16 protein-coding genes are annotated in these 17,662 nt (G+C 61.7%); 2 read left to right on the top strand and 14 right to left on the bottom strand.

Annotated features, from left to right (window positions below):
• Positions 1-48: 48 nt before the first annotated feature.
• The 9 genes from hflX to dusB all read right to left on the bottom strand — a co-directional run bounded on the left by hflX (position 49) and on the right by dusB (position 11,700).
• Positions 49-1,374, bottom strand: a complete 1,326-nt coding sequence (hflX, locus tag I8N66_RS08710) for a GTPase HflX (protein WP_291152440.1) — start codon at positions 1,372-1,374, stop codon at positions 49-51.
• Between the two features lie 78 nt (positions 1,375-1,452).
• Positions 1,453-1,695, bottom strand: coding sequence for an RNA chaperone Hfq (gene hfq, locus I8N66_RS08705; RefSeq protein WP_003535434.1), 243 nt, complete (start codon positions 1,693-1,695; stop codon positions 1,453-1,455).
• A 109-nt stretch (positions 1,696-1,804) separates the two neighbouring features.
• On the bottom strand, positions 1,805-2,668 hold the full coding sequence (locus I8N66_RS08700) for a D-amino-acid transaminase (RefSeq protein ID WP_291152250.1): 864 nt from the start codon (positions 2,666-2,668) through the stop codon (positions 1,805-1,807).
• 11 nt (positions 2,669-2,679) lie between these two features.
• On the bottom strand, positions 2,680-4,056 hold the full coding sequence (gene trkA, locus I8N66_RS08695; protein ID WP_113537681.1) for a Trk system potassium transporter TrkA: 1,377 nt from the start codon (positions 4,054-4,056) through the stop codon (positions 2,680-2,682).
• Between the two features lie 154 nt (positions 4,057-4,210).
• Complete coding sequence (ntrX, locus tag I8N66_RS08690; RefSeq protein WP_113537682.1) at positions 4,211-5,575, bottom strand: two-component system response regulator NtrX; 1,365 nt, start codon at positions 5,573-5,575, stop codon at positions 4,211-4,213.
• On the bottom strand, positions 5,565-7,835 hold the full coding sequence (locus I8N66_RS08685) for a PAS domain-containing sensor histidine kinase (RefSeq protein ID WP_291152245.1): 2,271 nt from the start codon (positions 7,833-7,835) through the stop codon (positions 5,565-5,567). Before I8N66_RS08685 ends, ntrX begins: the two co-directional genes overlap by 11 nt.
• Before the next feature lie 222 nt (positions 7,836-8,057).
• A complete protein-coding gene (gene ntrC, locus I8N66_RS08680; protein WP_113537684.1) occupies positions 8,058-9,512 on the bottom strand; it encodes a nitrogen regulation protein NR(I) in 1,455 nt (484 codons plus the stop codon).
• Positions 9,509-10,660 carry a nitrogen regulation protein NR(II) gene (locus I8N66_RS08675; RefSeq protein ID WP_291152240.1) on the bottom strand — a complete coding sequence of 384 codons (1,152 nt, stop codon included), beginning with the start codon at positions 10,658-10,660 and terminating at the stop codon, positions 9,509-9,511. Before I8N66_RS08675 ends, ntrC begins: the two co-directional genes overlap by 4 nt.
• On the bottom strand, positions 10,657-11,700 hold the full coding sequence (gene dusB, locus I8N66_RS08670) for a tRNA dihydrouridine synthase DusB (RefSeq protein WP_291152237.1): 1,044 nt from the start codon (positions 11,698-11,700) through the stop codon (positions 10,657-10,659). The genes I8N66_RS08675 and dusB overlap by 4 nt, the downstream gene beginning before the upstream one ends.
• A gap of 213 nt (positions 11,701-11,913) precedes the next feature.
• Between dusB and I8N66_RS08665 the strand changes: the two genes are divergently transcribed.
• Positions 11,914-13,119, top strand: coding sequence for a bifunctional 2-C-methyl-D-erythritol 4-phosphate cytidylyltransferase/2-C-methyl-D-erythritol 2,4-cyclodiphosphate synthase (locus I8N66_RS08665; RefSeq protein ID WP_365887019.1), 1,206 nt, complete (start codon positions 11,914-11,916; stop codon positions 13,117-13,119).
• Positions 13,119-13,616, top strand: coding sequence for a CinA family protein (locus I8N66_RS08660; protein WP_291152484.1), 498 nt, complete (start codon positions 13,119-13,121; stop codon positions 13,614-13,616). The genes I8N66_RS08665 and I8N66_RS08660 overlap by 1 nt, the downstream gene beginning before the upstream one ends.
• Here the strand turns inward: I8N66_RS08660 and I8N66_RS08655 are convergent.
• From I8N66_RS08655 to lpdA, 5 genes are all read right to left on the bottom strand, one after another.
• Entirely contained in the window at positions 13,604-14,053 is a 450-nt protein-coding gene (locus I8N66_RS08655) for a type II toxin-antitoxin system RatA family toxin (protein ID WP_291152231.1), read from the bottom strand. The two genes, I8N66_RS08660 and I8N66_RS08655, sit on opposite strands and share 13 nt — an antisense overlap.
• Positions 14,054-14,062: 9 nt before the next feature.
• Positions 14,063-14,629: an AAA family ATPase gene (locus I8N66_RS08650; RefSeq protein WP_113537690.1), complete on the bottom strand. Its 567-nt coding sequence runs from the start codon at positions 14,627-14,629 to the stop codon at positions 14,063-14,065.
• Positions 14,630-14,781: 152 nt separating this feature from the next.
• Positions 14,782-15,750, bottom strand: a complete 969-nt coding sequence (gene lipA / locus I8N66_RS08645; RefSeq protein WP_113537691.1) for a lipoyl synthase — start codon at positions 15,748-15,750, stop codon at positions 14,782-14,784.
• A 130-nt stretch (positions 15,751-15,880) separates the two neighbouring features.
• Complete coding sequence (locus I8N66_RS08640; RefSeq protein ID WP_034795805.1) at positions 15,881-16,132, bottom strand: GlsB/YeaQ/YmgE family stress response membrane protein; 252 nt, start codon at positions 16,130-16,132, stop codon at positions 15,881-15,883.
• Between the two features lie 74 nt (positions 16,133-16,206).
• Complete coding sequence (gene lpdA / locus I8N66_RS08635) at positions 16,207-17,652, bottom strand: dihydrolipoyl dehydrogenase (RefSeq protein WP_113537692.1); 1,446 nt, start codon at positions 17,650-17,652, stop codon at positions 16,207-16,209.
• Positions 17,653-17,662: the final 10 nt, after the last annotated feature.

Here is a 17,662-nt window from a genome sequence, read left to right as displayed (position 1 = left end):
AAACCTAACGAAAACAATAGGGAACGGATCCGGGCAAGCGCCTCGGGCTTACCAGTCTTCCACGACAGGCTTCGGCCCATTTCCGAGACGACGCTCCAGATCGGAGGCCTCGTTTTCGGTCAACCGGAGATCGAGACTGACACGTCCGTCTTCCAGATCCTCGCGGCCATCGACGATGGCGTGCTGATAGATCCAGGGCAGAAGCTGCAGTTGATCGATGCCGAGCACGACGGTGCATTCGGTCAGGACGCCCGACAGGCGTCGACCGATTTCAGCGAGCAGCTCGTCGACGCCTTCGCCCGATATCGCGGAGACGGCGACCGTATTGCCTGACGTCGCTGCCTTGCTCTTTAGCGCCTCACGGGAATCAGCGTCGAGCCGGTCGATCTTGTTCCAGACCTCGATCAGCCGTTCGGAGGCTTCCTTTTCGTCGATGCCAAGATCGGTGAGAATACGAAGCACATCGCTCGCCTGCGCCTGGTTGTCCGGATCGGAAAGATCGCGAACATGCAGGATCAGGTCAGCCTCAAGCACCTCTTCGAGCGTCGCACGGAACGCTGCAACCAGATGCGTCGGCAAGTCGGAAATAAAGCCGACAGTGTCGGAAAGGATGACCATGCGGCCGTGCGGCAGCTTCAGGCGCCGCAGTGTCGGATCCAGCGTCGCAAACAGCATGTCCTCGGCAAGCACGCCTGCCCCGGTCATGCGGTTGAAAAGCGTGGACTTGCCGGCGTTGGTGTAGCCGACGAGCGCGACGATCGGATGCGGCACCTTCTTGCGCTTGGAACGGTGCAGCTGCCGGGTGCGGCGGACCTGCTCCAGCTCGCGCTCGAGCTTGACGATGCGGTCCTGCAGCAAACGGCGGTCCGCTTCGATCTGTGTTTCACCCGGACCGCCCATGAAGCCACCACCACCACGCTGACGCTCAAGGTGGGTCCAGCTTCGGACCAGGCGGCCCTTCTGGTAGTTGAGATGCGCAAGATCGACCTGCAGCGTGCCTTCCTTGGTGGAAGCGCGGCGGCCGAAAATCTCAAGGATCAGGCCCGTGCGGTCGATGACCTTGGCGTTCCATTCCTTCTCGAGGTTGCGCTGCTGAACCGGCGTCAACGGATGGTCGACGATGACAAGGCCGGCATCCTGTTCGACGAGGATGTGGCCGATCTCTTCAATCTTGCCTGTGCCGAGCAAGGTGCCGGGCTTCGGCTGCGCCACCGGAACGACGGCGCCGTGCACGACTTCGAGATCGATCGCCAACGCCAGCCCGGTCGCCTCGTCGAGGCGACTTTCATCCGAGCGTGTCGTCGTGTTCGAAAGAACGTCTGCGGACTGTCGTCCGGTCTTCTTCAAGACCGGAACGATGACGACCGCGCGCATGTCGTCGCGGAGCTTCTCGAGCTCCGGAATGATCGACGACGATTTTGAATCCCGCTTGGTAATGTGCCTAACGTCCCGTCAGGATGCGGCTTCTTCGTTCTCGAACATCTGCAGCGGCTGGCCGGGCATGATGGTCGAGATCGCGTGCTTGTAGACCAGTTGCGAATGGCCGTCACGACGCAACAGGACGCAGAAATTGTCAAAAGACGTCACGACACCGGTGAGCTTGACACCGTTGATAAGGAAAATTGTCAATGAAATCTTCTGCTTGCGGACCGTGTTGAGAAAAAGATCCTGCAAGTTTTGAGAACGTTCCGCCATCGCGCCGCTTCTTTCTTATTTGCCGGCGTTTCGCGCCGGTGCATTTTTGTCGATATCTGCAATCAGAGGCGCCACAAGTACCTTCCCCGACACCTCTTTAAGTTTGGTATCAAATCAATGTCTTTTCCGCAACGCCGAAAAAGGCTTCACGAATATTCTGTGCTATGCTTCCGGGATGGCCATTGCCGATCGGCCTGCCATCCACCGAAACGACCGGAAAGCAGATGCTGGTAGCAGCGGTTATGAAGACCTCGCGCGCCGCGAGCATGTCCTCGACCGAGAACGCTTTCTCCTCAATCCTGAGCCCAAGCGGACCTGCCACATCCATCAGGGTGGCGCGGGTGATTCCCTTCAAGATTCCGTGCTCCGCCGGTCGTGTGCGCAGGGTACCGTCGCGGTCGACGATCCAGACATTGGTCGCGGCGCCCTCTTTGACCGTGCCATCGGGATCCACGAAAATCGCCTCCTGCGCGCCCTCCTCCTTCGCCTTCTGGCGAGCAAGCACGTTGGGAAGAAGCCCGACGGACTTGATGTCGACCCGGTCCCATCGGTTTTCCGGAACGGTAATCGCCGAAATCCCAAGCGTCGCTTTCTTGGCAATGGCTTCGGCATCGGTGCGCTTCGCCGTTACCACGATCGTCGGCATGGTCTCCTTGGCCGGAAACACATGGTCGCGGCGCGCCACGCCGCGGGTCACCTGCATGTAGAACAGGCCATTGCGGACCCGGTTGCGCCGGATCACTTCCCGGATCACATGAACCAGCGCCGCCCGGCTCATCGGCCAGTCGATGCGCAATTCACCGAGCGAGCGGTCGAGGCGATCGAGATGGCGGGTGAGATCGACGATATAGCCGTGGCGCACCTCGCAGACCTCGTAGACACCGTCCGCAAATTGATAGCCCCGGTCCTCGATATGGACGCCGGCGTCGGCATGCGGCACGTAGGCGCCGTTGACATAGGCAATTCTCGGCATGGACCTCGACCCTAGAAGTACTGAATGCTGACGCGGAAAAGCTGCTCGACATGCCGCACGGCAGCGGCGGTGGCAAAGAGCACGACCCGATCCTTCGCCTTGATCTTGGTATTGCCGTCCGGGCGAATGAACGTCTTGTCGCGATAGAGCGCACCGATGCGGATGCCTTCGGGAAGCTCGAGGTCGCGCAGCGCCCTGCCGACCAGCGGCGAGGTCTCCAGCGCTTCGGCCTCGATCACCTCGGCCATGCCCTTCTGCACCGCATAGACCGAGCGGATGCGCCCCTTGCGCACATGCTGCAGCACGCGCGAGATGGTCACGGCGCGTGGATTCACATAGGCGTCGACGCCGGCCGTGGCGGCAAAATCCTGATAGGACGGTTCGTTGATGAGAACGAGCGTGGATTTGGCGCCCAGATGCTTCGCCATCATGCTGCCGAGGATGTTGATCTGGTCGTTGTTGGTGAGTGCCACGACGAGATCGGCGTCCTGAACGTCCGCCTGCGCCAATATCCGCTGATCCATCGCCGAACCGTTGAGCACCACGGTATTGTTGAGCTTGTCGGCCATCATCACCGCGCGATCGCGATCGCTCTCGATCAGCTTCACCCGCGTTCGGGGCTGGTGATCCTCGATGGCCTTGGCAACGAAATAGCCGACATTGCCGCCACCGAAGATGATGATGCGCCGCGCTTCCTGCTCCTCGTGGCCGAAGAGCGCCAGGGTACGGCGAGCGTGGTCGCGGTCACAGACGAGATAGGCGATATCGCCGGCCTGCAGCTGATCGTCCGAATGCGGCACCATGACCTTGCCGTTGCGGAAAATGCCGGTCACGGTCGCAAGCAGGTCAGGGAACAGCTCGCTCAGCTGCTGTAGCGGCGTGCCGACGACCGGGCAATCTTCCAGGCACTCGAAGGCGACCATGGCGATGCGATCGTCAGCGAAGCGCACGACGTCGATGGCGCCCGGAAAGGATATGCGACGCAGCACCAGCCGCCCGACTTCAACTTCCGGAGAGATGGTGACGTCGATCGGCACGTTTTCACGGGAGAAGAGGTTCGAATATTCGGGCGCGAGATAGCTTTGTGCCCGGATGCGGGCAACCTTCGTCGGCACGTTGAAAATCGCATGCGCCACTTCACAGGCGACGATGTTGACCTCGTCGGAGAGCGTGACGGCAATCAGCATGTCGGCCTGATCGGCACCGGCCTTGGCCAGCACATCCGGATGCGCACCGTGGCCGACATAGCCGCGCACGTCGAGGCTTTCGGTGATGTTGGCGATCAATGCTGCCGACGTATCGATCACCGATACGTCGTTATCTTCCTGCGCCAGCCGCTCGGCGATGCCGTACCCGACCTGGCCCGCACCACAAATGACTACCTTCATGTCGTTCTTTCACCCGCCGCGTGTTTCCTTGGACCGTATCCGATTCAGGCAAAAAAACATGCAGCAATTCACAGTGCGGCAGCGATGTTGGCGCGCCTGATCAGGCGCGCGCCACTGCAGGAGCGCTGATGTAAAGGCCAGACGCCATATCGGCTCAGACGCCCAGCGACTTCAGCTTGCGATGCAGCGCCGACCGCTCCATTCCGACAAATTCCGCCGTACGGGAGATGTTGCCGCCGAACCGGTTGATCTGCGCGATCAGATAGTCACGCTCGAACATTTCGCGGGCCTCGCGCAACGGCAACGTCATGATGTGCTGATCGCCCTGCGCCGAGATCTTCGGCAGTGTGTCGCCCACCTCCGTCGGCAGCATGTCGGCGGAAATCGGCGTGTCCGGGCCGTCGCTGCGCGCAAGGATCATCAGGCGCTCGATGTTGTTGCGAAGCTGGCGGATGTTGCCGGGCCAGTCATGGGCCTGGAGCACGGCCAGTGCATCGTCGCCGATCTTTCGCGGGCGGATACCCGCCTGCTCGCTGACCTGGCGCATGAACATGTCGACCAGGAACGGAATATCCTCGCGGCGTTCGGCGAGCGCCGGCACCCGCACCGGGATGACGGCAAGCCGGTGGAACAGGTCTTCGCGGAACAGACCTTCGGAGATCATGTTTTCGAGGTTGTAGGCGGTCGAGGAAATGATGCGGACATCGACCTTGACGCGCTTGGTGCCCCCGACACGTTCGAACTGCTGGTCAACCAGCACCCGCAGGATCTTATTCTGCGTCTCGCGCGGCATTTCGCCGATTTCGTCGAGATAAAGAATACCGCCATGGGCCTCTTCGAGCGCACCGGTGCGACGTGGCTGGCCGGGCGTGCCTTCGGTGCCGAAAAGCGCGATCTCCATGCGGTCGGGCGTGATCGCCGCAGCGTTCAGGGCCACAAAGGGGCCGGCAGAACGCGTCGACTTGCGGTGGATCATCCGCGCGACCAGTTCCTTGCCCGACCCGGATGGACCCTGGATCATGATGCGGCTGTTGGTCGGCGAGACCTTCTCGATCGTCTGACGAAGCTGCGACACGGCAACCGACGTTCCGATCAGTTCCACCGGGTCGCCGGACTTCTTCTTCAGCTCGGAAACCTCGCGCTTGAGCTTGGAGTTCTCGAGCGCGCGCTCGGCGATCAGAATGAGCCGGTCCGCCTTGAAGGGCTTCTCGATGAAATCATATGCGCCACGCTTGATGGCGTTGACCGCGGTCTCGATGTTGCCATGACCGGAAATCATCACGACCGGGAGATCCGGATAGCGTCCCTTGATCTCGTCGAGCAGCGCCAGACCATCGAGGCGGCTTCCCTGCATCCAGATATCGAGGAAGACCAGACGCGGCACACGATCGCTGATCGCTGCCAGCGCGCTGTCGCTGTCGAAGGCGGTGCGGGTTTCGTGCCCTTCGTCGGAGAGGATACCCGACACGATCTCGCGGATATCTTCTTCATCGTCAACAACCAGAATATCAGCGGCCATCGCTCGCACCCTTATCCTTCAAACTGTCTTCGCCCGCGGCTTCTCCGGCAGGCGGCAGGATCACGCGGATCATCGCCCCGACACCGCCGTCAAAATCGGCTGGCGCGTCGTGCAATTCCAATTGTCCGCCATGGTCCTCAATGATCTTCTTGACGATGGCGAGGCCGAGGCCCGTGCCCTTCTCGCGCATCGTCATGTACGGCTCCAGAATCCTGTGCCGGTTCTCCGTCGGCAGGCCCTTACCGTTGTCGATGATGTCGACGACGAAGCGGCCCGTGGCTGTGTCGGTTCGCGCGCGCGCCACGATCATCGGATGGCCGCGCACGGCATCGGCCGGCACCGCCTCGATCGATTCGACGGCGTTCTTGACGATGTTGCCGAAGGCCTGGCCGAGCATGCGCCCATCGAACAGCCCCTCAAGCGGCTCTTCGCCGAGGTCCCGTACGAAATCGATGTGATTGTTGCCCATCTCGCGCAGGAATATCGCATCCTTCAGTATCCCGCGGAGATCGGCCTTTTCCTTCGTCGGCTTAGGCATGCGTGCGAAGGAGGAGAACTCGTCGACCATGCGGCCGATATCTTCCACCTGGCGCACGATCGTATCGGTACACTGGTCGAAAACGACCTTGTCTTCCTGATTGATCTGCTTGCCGTAGCGCCGCTTCAGGCGCTCGGCAGAAAGCTGGATTGGGGTCAGCGGGTTCTTGATCTCGTGCGCGATGCGGCGCGCGACATCTGCCCATGCAGTCGAACGCTGGGCGATGACGAGATCGGTAATGTCGTCGATGGTGATGACGTAGGACTCATTCGACTCGCCGCCCTCTTCGCGTGTCACCTGAACGTTCAGCGTCCGTTCGGTTCCGCCGCGCATGATGTTGATCTGCTTGCGGTAGTCGTTGCGATGGCGGCTTTCGGCCTCCACCAGGACCTCTTCGATCTCCGGTGCCACGGTACGCAGGTCAGCACCGAGGAGCTCCGGCGCCGTCTTCTTCAGGAACTCTTCGGAAGACGAGTTGGCGATGGTGATCTGCCGATCTCGACCGACACCGATCACGGCTGCGGTCACGCCCGAGAGCACTGCCTCGATGAAGCGGCTGCGATGATCGACCTCGTCCTTGGCTTCCAGGATCTGTTCCTGCTGGCTGCGGATCTCCGAGACCATCTTGTTGAAGGTGCGCGACAGGTTGCCGACGTCGCCGTCCACCGCGCGGACCGGCACGACGACATCAAGGTTGCCCGAGGCGACGCTGTCGGCGGCGCCGATCAATTGGCGGATCGGCCTGACGATCCGGTCAGCGACCGCGATCGCGGTCCAGATTGCGGCGAGGAGAACGATGAGCGCAAAGCCGATGTAGAGAACGCCAAAGGCAATCTGCGTGAAGGTCCGCCCGGCCTCGAGCATCTTGTACTCGGCCGTATTCTCTTCCATCAGCCGCAGCGAGCGCATCACTTCCGGATCGACGTTGCGAACCGTGTAGAGATAGGTGCCCGGGATGTCGTCGAGCGGAATCACGGCACCAACGAGGTTGGTGACCCCTGGCGGGATCAGGGTCGGTTGACCGGATACCGAGCTTTTCAGCGCGTCCGGGGGAATGGAGGGCAGCGGACGGTCCGTGGAGATGTTGGCCTGAATGATGGGACTGCCGTCCGCGCGAACGAGGAATGCGCCAAGCATACCGCGGCCACGTGCCTGGCGGGTCATCAGTTCCGTGAAGCCGGTGCGATCGAGGCTATAGAGCTGCCGGTTGCGTTCGAGGTCGTTTGCCATCGACACGGTCTGGCCCTGCAGATAGCTGGCATTCTCGAGCACATAGGCCTGAGCGACATTGATCGACGAGCGGACGATCGCCTGGGTGCGAAGCGAAAACCAGCGATCGAGGCCGACATCGAGAGTGATGCTGGCAAAGATCGCGACGAGCACCGCCGGCGTGATCGCCACGATCGAAAACAGCGCAACGATACGCACATGCAGGCGCGCAGCAGCGCGGCCCTTGCTGCGGGCCCGCAGCAGCCGCAGGATTTCGCGGGCGATCAGGTAGATCAGGCCAACGACGAACAGGCTGTTGATGGCGGCGCAGGCGATGACGACATTTCGTTCCAGCCGTATCGGCGTCAATCCGAGAAGGATGATCAACGAGACGGTGGCACAGGCCAGGGCCCCGGTCGCCAGCATCAGCCCCGGCAGGGCAAAGGACGCGCGCCGGTCCTGCGCCGCGAGTCCCTCATCTGTGCCCAGCGGCAAGGCCATTGCATCCACCATGAAAAGCGTTCCCCCAACCGGCGCCTGTTGGCGACGGCATCTCTTGCTAGCATTCTCTGGTCAAAGGTTGACCTCACCGCCCAAACGGGCTGCTGCGTTGCGGCCCCACTCAATCAATTGGGTCAAATCGATTGAACGAGACGGCAACGACACGCGATTCGGCGATCGTCACACGTTCAAGCAACGCATTGTGGCGAAAATGCAACGGTGGCTGCGACCAAGTCAAGCGCTGCGTGAGCTGCGGTAGACCGAAACGCCAAGTTCGCGGATTTTCTTGCGCAGCGTGTTACGGTTGAGGCCGAGCAAATCGGCCGCCTTGATCTGGTTACCACGGGTTGCGGTAAGCGCCGCAAGGATCAACGGATACTCCATTTCGGCAAGCACCCGATCGTAGAGGCCGACCGGCGGTAAAGCATCGCCGAAGCTTGCAAAATATTGGCGCATATTCTCTTCGACAGCCTGGGAGATGGTGAGTGAGCCAGGCCGTGCTGCGGTCTTCTCGATCGGGCTGTCCGGTATCTCCGAACGCAGCTCGTTTTCGATGATTTCGCGGGTGATCACGTCCTGTGGATAAAGCGCCGTCAGGCGGCGCACCAGGTTTTCCAGTTCGCGCACGTTTCCCGGCCAAGCGTGCGCCTTCATCAATTCCAACGCTTCGTGGTCGAAGCGTTTGACGTCGAGCCCTTCCTTTTCCGCCTGCTGGACAAAGTGGCGCACGAGATCCGGAATATCCTCGGCGCGGTCACGCAGCGGCGGCAGACGCAACGGCACGACGTTGAGGCGATAGTAAAGATCTTCGCGGAACAGGCCCTGATTGATCGACTGCTTCAGATCCTTGTTCGTCGCCGCCACGATGCGCACGTCCGAGCGGATCGGCGTGCGGCCGCCGACCGTCGTGTATTCGCCCTGTTGCAGCACCCGCAACAGACGGGTTTGCGCGTCCATCGGCATGTCGCCGATCTCGTCGAGGAAGAGTGTGCCGCCCTCGGCCTGCTCGAAACGGCCGGTCGAGCGCACCTGAGCACCGGTGAAGGCGCCTTTCTCGTGACCGAAAAGCTCCGATTCGATCAGATCGCGCGGGATCGCCGCCATGTTGATCGCCACGAACGGGCCGTTGCGCCGCTTGCCATAATCGTGCAGCGCACGCGCGACGAGCTCCTTGCCGGTACCGGACTCGCCGGTGATCATCAGCGTCAGATCCGTCTGCATCAGGCGCGCCAGTACCCGGTAGATTTCCTGCATAGCAGCCGAACGGCCGACCAACGGCATACCGTCCTGGGTGTCGTCGTCAAGCTTCGCCGGGCGACGCTTGGGCTCAGACAGCGCCCGGCCGATAATGCCGATCAGTTCGGTCAGGTCGAAGGGCTTCGGCAGATAGTCGTAGGCGCCTTTCTCCGAAGCCTTGATCGCCGTCATGAAAGTGTTCTGCGCGCTCATGACCAGCACCGGCAGATCGGGCCGCGCCTTTTTGATGCGCGGCAGCAGATCGAAGGCATTCTCGTCGGGCATCACCACGTCGGTCACGACGAGATCGCCGTCGCCTGCCGCGATCCAGCGCCACAGGGTTGCCGCATTGGAGGTGATGCGGACATCGTAGCCGGCGCGGCTCAGCGCCTGGTTCAGCACGGTGCGAATGGCTGCGTCGTCATCCGCGACGAGGATCGTGGCACCCGTCATGCAAGGTTTCCTTTTGTCATCGGCATGTCGTCTTCATCCGCTGCCTGGCCCTTGGAGGCAGGCATCAGGACACGGAAGGTGGTACGGTTCTGCTGACTGTCGCATTCGACGATGCCGCCATGGGCGCCGATGATCTTGGCAACCAGTGCGAGCCCCAGGCCGGAACCGTTGGTCTTGGTGGTGATGAAAGGATCGAAGAGCAGCGGCAGCAGATCCGACGGCACGCCCGGTCCGTTGTCGTGCACGCAGAATTCCAGCGGCAGCGAGATTTTCTCGCGCGTTCCGGCGACCGACAGGCGGATGCCCGGCCTGTAGGCCGTCGTCAGCACGATCTCGCCATCGCTGCGATCGCCGATCGCTTCGGCCGCGTTCTTGATCAGGTTCAGGAACACCTGAACCAGTTGATCGCGGTTGGCATAGACGGGTGGCAAGGACGGATCGTAATTTTCTGAAAACTTGATGTGGCGGGCAAAGCCGGCCTTGGCGATCGCCTTCACATGGTCGAGCACCGAATGGATGTTCAGCGGCACGCGGTCCACCGGGCGCTCGTCGGAAAACACCTCCATGCGATCAACCAGCGAGACGATCCGGTCAGTCTCGTCGCAGATGAGGCGCGTCAGCGCTCTGTCTTCGTCATTGGCAGAGGTTTCGAGCAGCTGCGCAGCACCGCGGATGCCCGAAAGCGGGTTCTTGATTTCGTGCGCGAGCATCGAGGCAAGGCCAGTCACCGAACGCGCGGCACCGCGATGCGTGAGCTGCCTGTCAATCTTGTCGGCCATCGAGCGTTCCTGGAAGACGACGACGACGGAGCCTTGCTCGGAAAGAACCGGGGCAACATAGAGATCGACAAGCTTGTCGGCACCGAGACGCGGCGAGCTCAGGTCGACACGGTATTCATTCACTGGCGCCTTGCGTTCGCGCACCTGTTCGATCAGCGTCAGCAACGGACTGCCGAAGGGAATGAAGGCGCTGATGTTGTGACGCGCCAGGTGATTGGCGCTGGCGCCAAAAAACGATTCGGCCTCCCAGTTCGCAAAGGCGACCAGGCCGCTGGCATCGACCAGGATTACCGGATTCTGGATGGCATTCAGAACCGCCATCGACAGACCGCTCGCGGCCGCTTCGGAAACGCCCGGTTTCTCGCTCATGCGGCAATTCCTTCTGCGAGCGCCTCACCTTCCGACCTGGTCGAAGCGGCATCCAGCATCGCGGCGCGTGCCCGGTCGCGGACAAAGCGCACATCGGTCGACGTCAGGATTGCTGCCTTTTCCGTGCCTGGCATGGCAGGGGCAGCGCGATCGAGATACCAGGCGACATGCTTGCGCGCGTGCCGCAGGCCAACCTCGACGCCATAGAATTCGAGCATCATTTCGTAGTGCTCCGCAAAGATATCGGCAACCTCCGCCTGCGACGGGTGCTCGACCGCACCGGCAAGAAAGCCGATGTGCCAAGGGCGGCCCTGCGACGAGCGGCCGGCCATGACGGCATCTGCGCCCGAGCGCCGAAGGATTTCTTCGGCGTCGGCGATTGTCTCCACGTCGCCATTGGCAACCAGCGGAACAGTAATGACCTCGCGGACCGGGCGGATGGCATCCCAGTCTGCCTTGCCGTTGTAGAATTGCATGCGCGTGCGGCCGTGCACGGTGATCGCCTTGACGCCCGCCTCTTCGGCGCGCTTGGCAATCAGCGGCGCGTTGATGGAGTTCTCGTCCCAGCCGAGCCGCATCTTCAGCGTTACCGGCACATCGACCGCGTTCACGGTCGCCTCGACCAGCGACAAAGCGTGATCGGGATCACGCATGAGCGCCGAGCCGGAGTAGCCCCCCGTTACCTTCTTGGCCGGGCAGCCCATGTTGATGTCGATGATATCGGCACCATTGTCGGCGGCGATCTTGGCGGCTTCCGCCATCCAATGCGCCTCGCGACCGGCAAGCTGGACGATGTGCGGCTTGATGCCGGAATTTTTCAGCCGCGCCCAGGACTCCTGGGCATTACCGACCAGTTCGCGGCTCGCAACCATCTCGGTCACGACAAAGCCGGCGCCATAACGCCAGGCAAGCCGCCGGAACGGCAGATCGGTGACACCGGACATGGGGGCGAGCGCCACCCGGTTGCGGATTTCGATGGTCGCGATCCGAAGAGGTGACGAGAGAGCCGGAATTGGCAAATGCATATCTTTCAGGCACATGTTGGTACTGCACTATTTTTAGACATTGTTCTCGGGCTTGCCAAGCGATTTCGGCGCCTTGCGCAAAATTCCAGGCTTACAGCGCCGCGAGCCTCTCAAGACGCGCCAAGGTCACCGCAAGTTCGACCTAAGGAATTATGCAGTGCTGGCAAAGCACGCCCCTTCGCGTTACATCACGGCGAAGATAGGCGAATGCGGGACCTCATACAGAAGATGCAGCCTCAAGAACAGCTTAAGTGCGGCGTGGTGATCGTTGCAGCAGGACGCGGCGAACGTGCCGGACAATCCGCCGAAGGCCCGAAGCAGTATCGAACCATCGGCGGCCGGCCCGTTATCGCCCATACGCTTGACACTTTCGCGACATGGCCGACCGTCGGCCCAATCGTCGTCGTCATTCACCCGGATGACGAGACGCTGTTCGATGCCGCACGCAAACGGTCGGCGGCAAGTGCCGTCACTGTCGTCCATGGTGGCGCGACCCGGCAGATGTCCGTGCTCGCCGGCCTCGAAGCCCTCACAGAAATCGGCGCTCGTCATGTGATGATTCACGATGCGGTACGCCCCTTCGCCGATCATGCGCTGCTTTCGCGCTGTGCAGCGGCCCTTCGCGACGACGTCAAGGCCGTGCTGCCAGCGGTCGCGGTCGCAGACACGCTGAAGCGCGCGGGCAAGGGTAGTGTCGTGCTTGAGACTGTGCCGCGCGACGGTCTCTACGGCGCACAGACACCACAAACATTCGATCTCCAGGCCATTCTTGCTGCGCACCGGGATGCAGCCAAGAGCGGCCGCACCGATTTTACCGACGATGCCTCGATCGCCGAATGGGCGGGCCTCAAGGTCGTCCTCGTCGAGGGCACGGTCGACAACGTCAAGCTTACGCTGAGAAGGGATATCGCCATGGCCGACGAGAAACTCAATCGGACCGCCCTGCCCGATGTGCGCACGGGCAACGGTTACGACGTGCACCAGTTGATCGAAGGCGACGGCGTCACGCTCTGCGGCGTCTTCATTCCGCACACGAAGAAACTTTCCGGCCATTCCGATGCCGATGTGGCGCTGCACGCGCTGACCGACGCTCTGCTCGCCACCTGTGGTGCTGGCGACATCGGCGACCATTTTCCGCCGTCCGACCCGCAATGGAAGGGCGCGCCATCGCGCATCTTCCTGGAGCATGCTGCCAAGATCGTGCGCGAACGTGGTGGCATCATCACCAATGCTGATATCTCGCTGATCGCCGAAGCGCCGAAGGTCGGCCCGCATCGGCTGACGATGCGCGAAAAGCTCTCGGAGATGCTGGGGATTTCGCTCGACCGCTGCTCGGTCAAGGCAACGACCAATGAGCGCCTGGGTTTTGTCGGCCGCGATGAGGGCATCGCCGCCATCGCCACGGCCACCGTGGTTTACGGGAGCCTTTCGTGATGTGGCCCGCCGATATCGAAGTCAAAGCCGGTGAAATCATCGCCAAGTTTACGGCGCGGAACCTCAAGGTCGCGACCGCCGAATCCTGCACCGGCGGCCTGATCGCAGGTGCCCTGACCGAGATTTCCGGTTCATCCGCCGTCGTCGATCGTGGCTTCGTCACCTACTCCAACGAAGCGAAGGTCGCGATGCTCGGCGTCGAGACCGAGACACTTGCCGCCCACGGCGCGGTATCGCGAGAGACCGCGATCGAGATGGCACGCGGCGCCGTTTCGCATTCGGCGGCGGATTTCGCGGTTTCCGTCACAGGCGTTGCCGGCCCCAGCGGCGGATCGGCCGAAAAGCCCATTGGCCTCGTGCACCTTGCAGCATCCGGGCGAAACGGCGAGATCCTGCATCGGGAGATGCGCTATGGCGACATCGGCCGCAGCCGCATCCGGCTTGCCACCGTCCGCACCGCGTTCGCCATGCTCACGGAAATCGCTCAGGCGGAGTAGATTTTGTCGGCGCGCTTTTCGAAGGCGTCGGAGAACATGCGGAAGGCACGGTCGAACATCGAACCCATCAGAGCGCCGAGAATGCGGCTCTTGAACTCGTAATCGATGTAGAAATGCACGATCGACTGCCCCTCGCCCGACGGCTCGAAGCGCCAGCGGTTGTCGAGATACTTGAACGGCCCGTCGATGTATTTGACGTCGATGACGCGCTCGGCCTTGTTCAACAGCACCTGCGTCGTGAAAGTTTCGCGGATCGCCTTGTAGCCGACGGTCATGTCAGCCAACAGCAACACCTTGCCGTCGCGCTCCTTGCGCGAGCGCACGGTCAGCGCTTCGCAGAGCGGCAGGAACTCGGGATAGTGTTCGACATCGGCGACGAGATCGAACATCTGGTCGGCACTATGGTTGACGACGTGGTTGGTTTCGAAATGCGGCATGATCGAGAGCTAGTCGCCCCGCTTTATCTTAGCAAGTAGGAACGCCGTTTCCGCGTGCGATTTCAACACGAGAACCGGCAGGTTTGAATGACCGGCCAGTTGCGTCTCTATCTCAACCGCATCCCTGCGCTCGAAGTTCCAGATGTAGCGCAGAAAATCGAGATCGACCTTCTCCGGACAATCGTCAGCCATGTCCGGCCGGGTCTTCTTCCAATAGGTGAACCAGCGCCAGAACACCCCGCGCAGTGACACCCAGCGCGGCAGCCGCATCCATATCACCACATGGGTGCGTGGAAGGCGGAGCGGCAGGGTCTTCGGGCTGGTGCCATCCATGATCCAGCACTCGCCGGCGGCGGCCTTCGAGATCAGCGCGAGCATTTCCTGCCTCGGCCGAAGTTTCCATCCCGGCAACCAGAAGAACTCCCGGTCCATCGCCAGGTGCGGCAGGCCGAGCCGTTCGGACAGTTGAGCGGATAGCGTGCTCTTGCCGCTGCCGGAGCAGCCGACCACCAGAATGCGTTGCGCGCTTGCAAGATGCGCCGCCGCCTCGTCCCAGTTGTTCAGATATCGCGGCATCGGCGCGCCTCCTCCAGAGACAGCCGTTAGGCGATCGGACCAAATGATGCAAGCTTTGCGCGAACGGCCGGTTGTCGCCCCATACACTTCGCCAAAACAAAAACTCCGGCGCAAGCGCCGGAGTCCATGGTTCTCAAGGACCTTGCTCCGCTTTACTCAGCGGCCTGCAGCTTCTTCTCGCGCGCGGCCCTCAGGCGGGCGAAGTCGTCGCCGGCATGGTGCGATGAGCGTGTCAGCGGGCTCGAGGAAACCATGAGGAAGCCCTTGGTGTAGGCGACGGTCTCGTAGGACTTGAACTCCTCGGGGGTCACGAACGCTTCGACCTTGTGGTGCTTGCGCGTCGGCTGCAGGTATTGGCCGATCGTCAGGAAGTCGACATCCGCGGTTCTGAGGTCGTCCATCAGCTGCAGCACTTCGTTACGCTCTTCGCCGAGGCCGACCATGATGCCGGACTTGGTGAACATGGTCGGGTCCAGTTCCTTCACGCGCTGCAACAGGCGGACGGAGTGGAAATAGCGCGCACCCGGACGGACCGTCAGGTAATTGCCCGGTACGGTTTCCATGTTGTGGTTGAAGACGTCGGGCTTGGCGGCAACGACGCGTTCCAGCGCACCCGGCTTCTTCAGGAAGTCCGGCGTCAGGATTTCGATCGTCGTCGCCGGCGACGCTTCGCGGATCGCCCAGATCACCTTCTCGAAGTGCTCGGCGCCACCATCTTCCAGATCGTCGCGGTCGACAGAGGTGATGACCACGTGGCTTAGGCCCATCTGCTTGACGGCCTTGGCGATGTTGGCCGGCTCTTCCATGTCGAGCGCATTCGGCTTGCCGGTGGCGACATTGCAGAAGGCGCAGGCGCGGGTACAGATCTCGCCCATGATCATGAAGGTGGCGTGCTTCTTGTCCCAGCACTCGCCGATGTTCGGGCAGCCCGCTTCTTCACAGACCGTGACGAGCTTGTGCGAACGCACCAGCTCTCGCGTCTCCTGGTAGCCCTTGGACATCGGCGCCTTGACGCGGATCCACTCCGGCTTGCGCATCACTTCCGTATCGGGCTTGTGCGCCTTTTCCGGATGGCGGACGCGTTGCGCCCGGTCAGAGACGGCATCGAACACCGTTACCATACTGTCTTCCTCGTCGCGGTGGGCCGGCATCAGGCCGGTTGACCCATTTTCGCTCTATATAGACGGCCCGACCAGAAATGTCAGGCCGTCTTAAGCACATGCCCGACGGAAGCGCAGATGGCCCGGCAGACTATCGTTTTACGACCCGACCAGCGGCGATCAACAGGCATGCGCCGATGAAGCCGATGATCAGGTAGGCGACCCAGCCGGCATAGGCCATGCCGAAGGCCGCCAGGACAAAATTCAGCACCACCGCACCGATGATGCCGAGCACTATGTTCATGATCAGCCCCATGCTGCTGCCCATGAACTTCTCCGCGAGCCACCCGGCCAAACCGCCGACGATGATCGCAGCCAAAATACCGACGCCGTTCACGCTCATTTTGGTCTCCGTGCATTAAAAATGTTCCCATTAGCAATGCCAAAAATACACCAAAAACGCGGCCGCCGAAACTATCAGGCGTTGAGCGCGCGGCCGTATGCGTCGAGCACACTTTCTTTCATCGTCTCCGAGATCGTCGGATGCGGGAAGATCGTGTGCATTAGGTCTTCTTCGGTCGTCTCGAGGTTCATCGCGACGACAAAGCCCTGGATGAGCTCGGTGACTTCGGCGCCGACCATGTGGGCACCGAGCAGTTCGCCGGTCTTCTTGTCGAAGATCGTCTTGACCAGACCCTGGTCCTCGCCGAGCGCGATCGCCTTGCCGTTTGCGACGAAGGGGAAGCGGCCGACGCGGATGTCACGGCCGAGTTCCTTTGCCTTGGCTTCTGTGAGACCGACGGAAGCGACCTGCGGGTGGCAATAGGTGCAGCCCGGGATCTTCAGCTTGTCCATCGGGTGGACGTTCGGAAGGCCTGCGATCTTTTCGACGCAGATGACGGCCTCATGTTCGGCCTTGTGGGCGAGCATCGGCGGGCCGGCAACGTCTCCGATCGCATAAACGCCGGGAACATTGGTCTTGCCGTAGCCGTCGATGACGATGCAGCCGCGGTCGGTCTTCACGCCGAGCGTTTCGAGGCCGAGGTTCTCGATATTGCCCTGGACGCCGACAGCCGAGATCATGCGATCGGCAGTGATCTTCTCGACCTTGCCATCCTTCATCTCGACATGGGCGGTCACCGAGTTGGCAGCCTTCTCGACCTTCGTTACCTTGGCCTGAAGGTGGATCTTCATGCCCTGCTTTTCGAACTGCTTCTTGGCAATGCCCGAGATCTCGGCGTCTTCGACCGGCATTACGGTCGGCATGACTTCGACAACGGTCACGTCGACGCCCATGGTGCGATAGAAGGAGGCGAATTCGATGCCAATCGCGCCGGAGCCCATGACCAGCAGCGACTTCGGCATTTCCTCGGGCTTCATCGCCTCGAAATAGGTCCAGATGAGCTTGCCATCGGGCTCGATGCCCGGCAGCGCACGAGGACGGGCGCCGGTCGCGATGATGATGTGCTTGGCGGTGTAGGTGCCTTCGCCCTTGGTGTTCTTCGGCAGCGGCGCCTGCGGCTGGACCACCGGCTTCGTCGACTTGCCGACGACGATCTCACCCGGCTTCGTCAGCTTGGCTTCGCCCCAGATCACGTCGACCTTGTTCTTCTTCATCAGGAAGCCGACGCCGCCGTTCATGCGCTCGGCGATGCCGCGCGAACGGGCGACGATCGCCTTCAGGTCCGGCGTCACCGTGCCTTCGATCTTGATGCCATAGGCGCCCGGATGCTGGGCGTAGTGGAGAACTTCGGCGGAGCGCAGCAGCGCCTTGGTCGGGATGCAGCCCCAGTTGGAGCAGATGCCCGCCAGATGCTCGCGCTCGACGACCGCGGTCTTCAAACCAAGCTGTGCCGCACGGATGGCGGCGATATAGCCCCCCGGACCCGAACCGATGACGATGACGTCGTAATTCTCAGCCATGTGTTTCCTG

Origin of the sequence: Ensifer sp. SSB1, from assembly GCF_016652895.1 — a bacterium.
Lineage (GTDB): Bacteria > Pseudomonadota > Alphaproteobacteria > Rhizobiales > Rhizobiaceae > Ensifer.
This window is presented reverse-complemented; position numbering and strand designations above follow the sequence as displayed.

Excerpts from the sequence above, each read along its gene's own strand:
- hflX (WP_291152440.1), bottom strand. The coding sequence starts at position 1,374 with ATGCGCGCGGTCGTCATCGTTCCGGTCTTGAAGAAGACCGGACGACAG.
- hfq (WP_003535434.1), bottom strand. The coding sequence starts at position 1,695 with ATGGCGGAACGTTCTCAAAACTTGCAGGATCTTTTTCTCAACACGGTC.
- I8N66_RS08700 (WP_291152250.1), bottom strand. The coding sequence starts at position 2,668 with ATGCCGAGAATTGCCTATGTCAACGGCGCCTACGTGCCGCATGCCGAC.
- trkA (WP_113537681.1), bottom strand. The coding sequence starts at position 4,056 with ATGAAGGTAGTCATTTGTGGTGCGGGCCAGGTCGGGTACGGCATCGCC.
- ntrX (WP_113537682.1), bottom strand. The coding sequence starts at position 5,575 with ATGGCCGCTGATATTCTGGTTGTTGACGATGAAGAAGATATCCGCGAG.
- I8N66_RS08685 (WP_291152245.1), bottom strand. The coding sequence starts at position 7,835 with ATGGTGGATGCAATGGCCTTGCCGCTGGGCACAGATGAGGGACTCGCG.
- ntrC (WP_113537684.1), bottom strand. The coding sequence starts at position 9,512 with ATGACGGGTGCCACGATCCTCGTCGCGGATGACGACGCAGCCATTCGC.
- I8N66_RS08675 (WP_291152240.1), bottom strand. The coding sequence starts at position 10,660 with ATGAGCGAGAAACCGGGCGTTTCCGAAGCGGCCGCGAGCGGTCTGTCG.
- dusB (WP_291152237.1), bottom strand. The coding sequence starts at position 11,700 with ATGTGCCTGAAAGATATGCATTTGCCAATTCCGGCTCTCTCGTCACCT.
- I8N66_RS08665 (WP_365887019.1), top strand. The coding sequence starts at position 11,914 with ATGCAGCCTCAAGAACAGCTTAAGTGCGGCGTGGTGATCGTTGCAGCA.
- I8N66_RS08660 (WP_291152484.1), top strand. The coding sequence starts at position 13,119 with ATGTGGCCCGCCGATATCGAAGTCAAAGCCGGTGAAATCATCGCCAAG.
- I8N66_RS08655 (WP_291152231.1), bottom strand. The coding sequence starts at position 14,053 with ATGCCGCATTTCGAAACCAACCACGTCGTCAACCATAGTGCCGACCAG.
- I8N66_RS08650 (WP_113537690.1), bottom strand. The coding sequence starts at position 14,629 with ATGCCGCGATATCTGAACAACTGGGACGAGGCGGCGGCGCATCTTGCA.
- lipA (WP_113537691.1), bottom strand. The coding sequence starts at position 15,750 with ATGGTAACGGTGTTCGATGCCGTCTCTGACCGGGCGCAACGCGTCCGC.
- I8N66_RS08640 (WP_034795805.1), bottom strand. The coding sequence starts at position 16,132 with ATGAGCGTGAACGGCGTCGGTATTTTGGCTGCGATCATCGTCGGCGGT.
- lpdA (WP_113537692.1), bottom strand. The coding sequence starts at position 17,652 with ATGGCTGAGAATTACGACGTCATCGTCATCGGTTCGGGTCCGGGGGGC.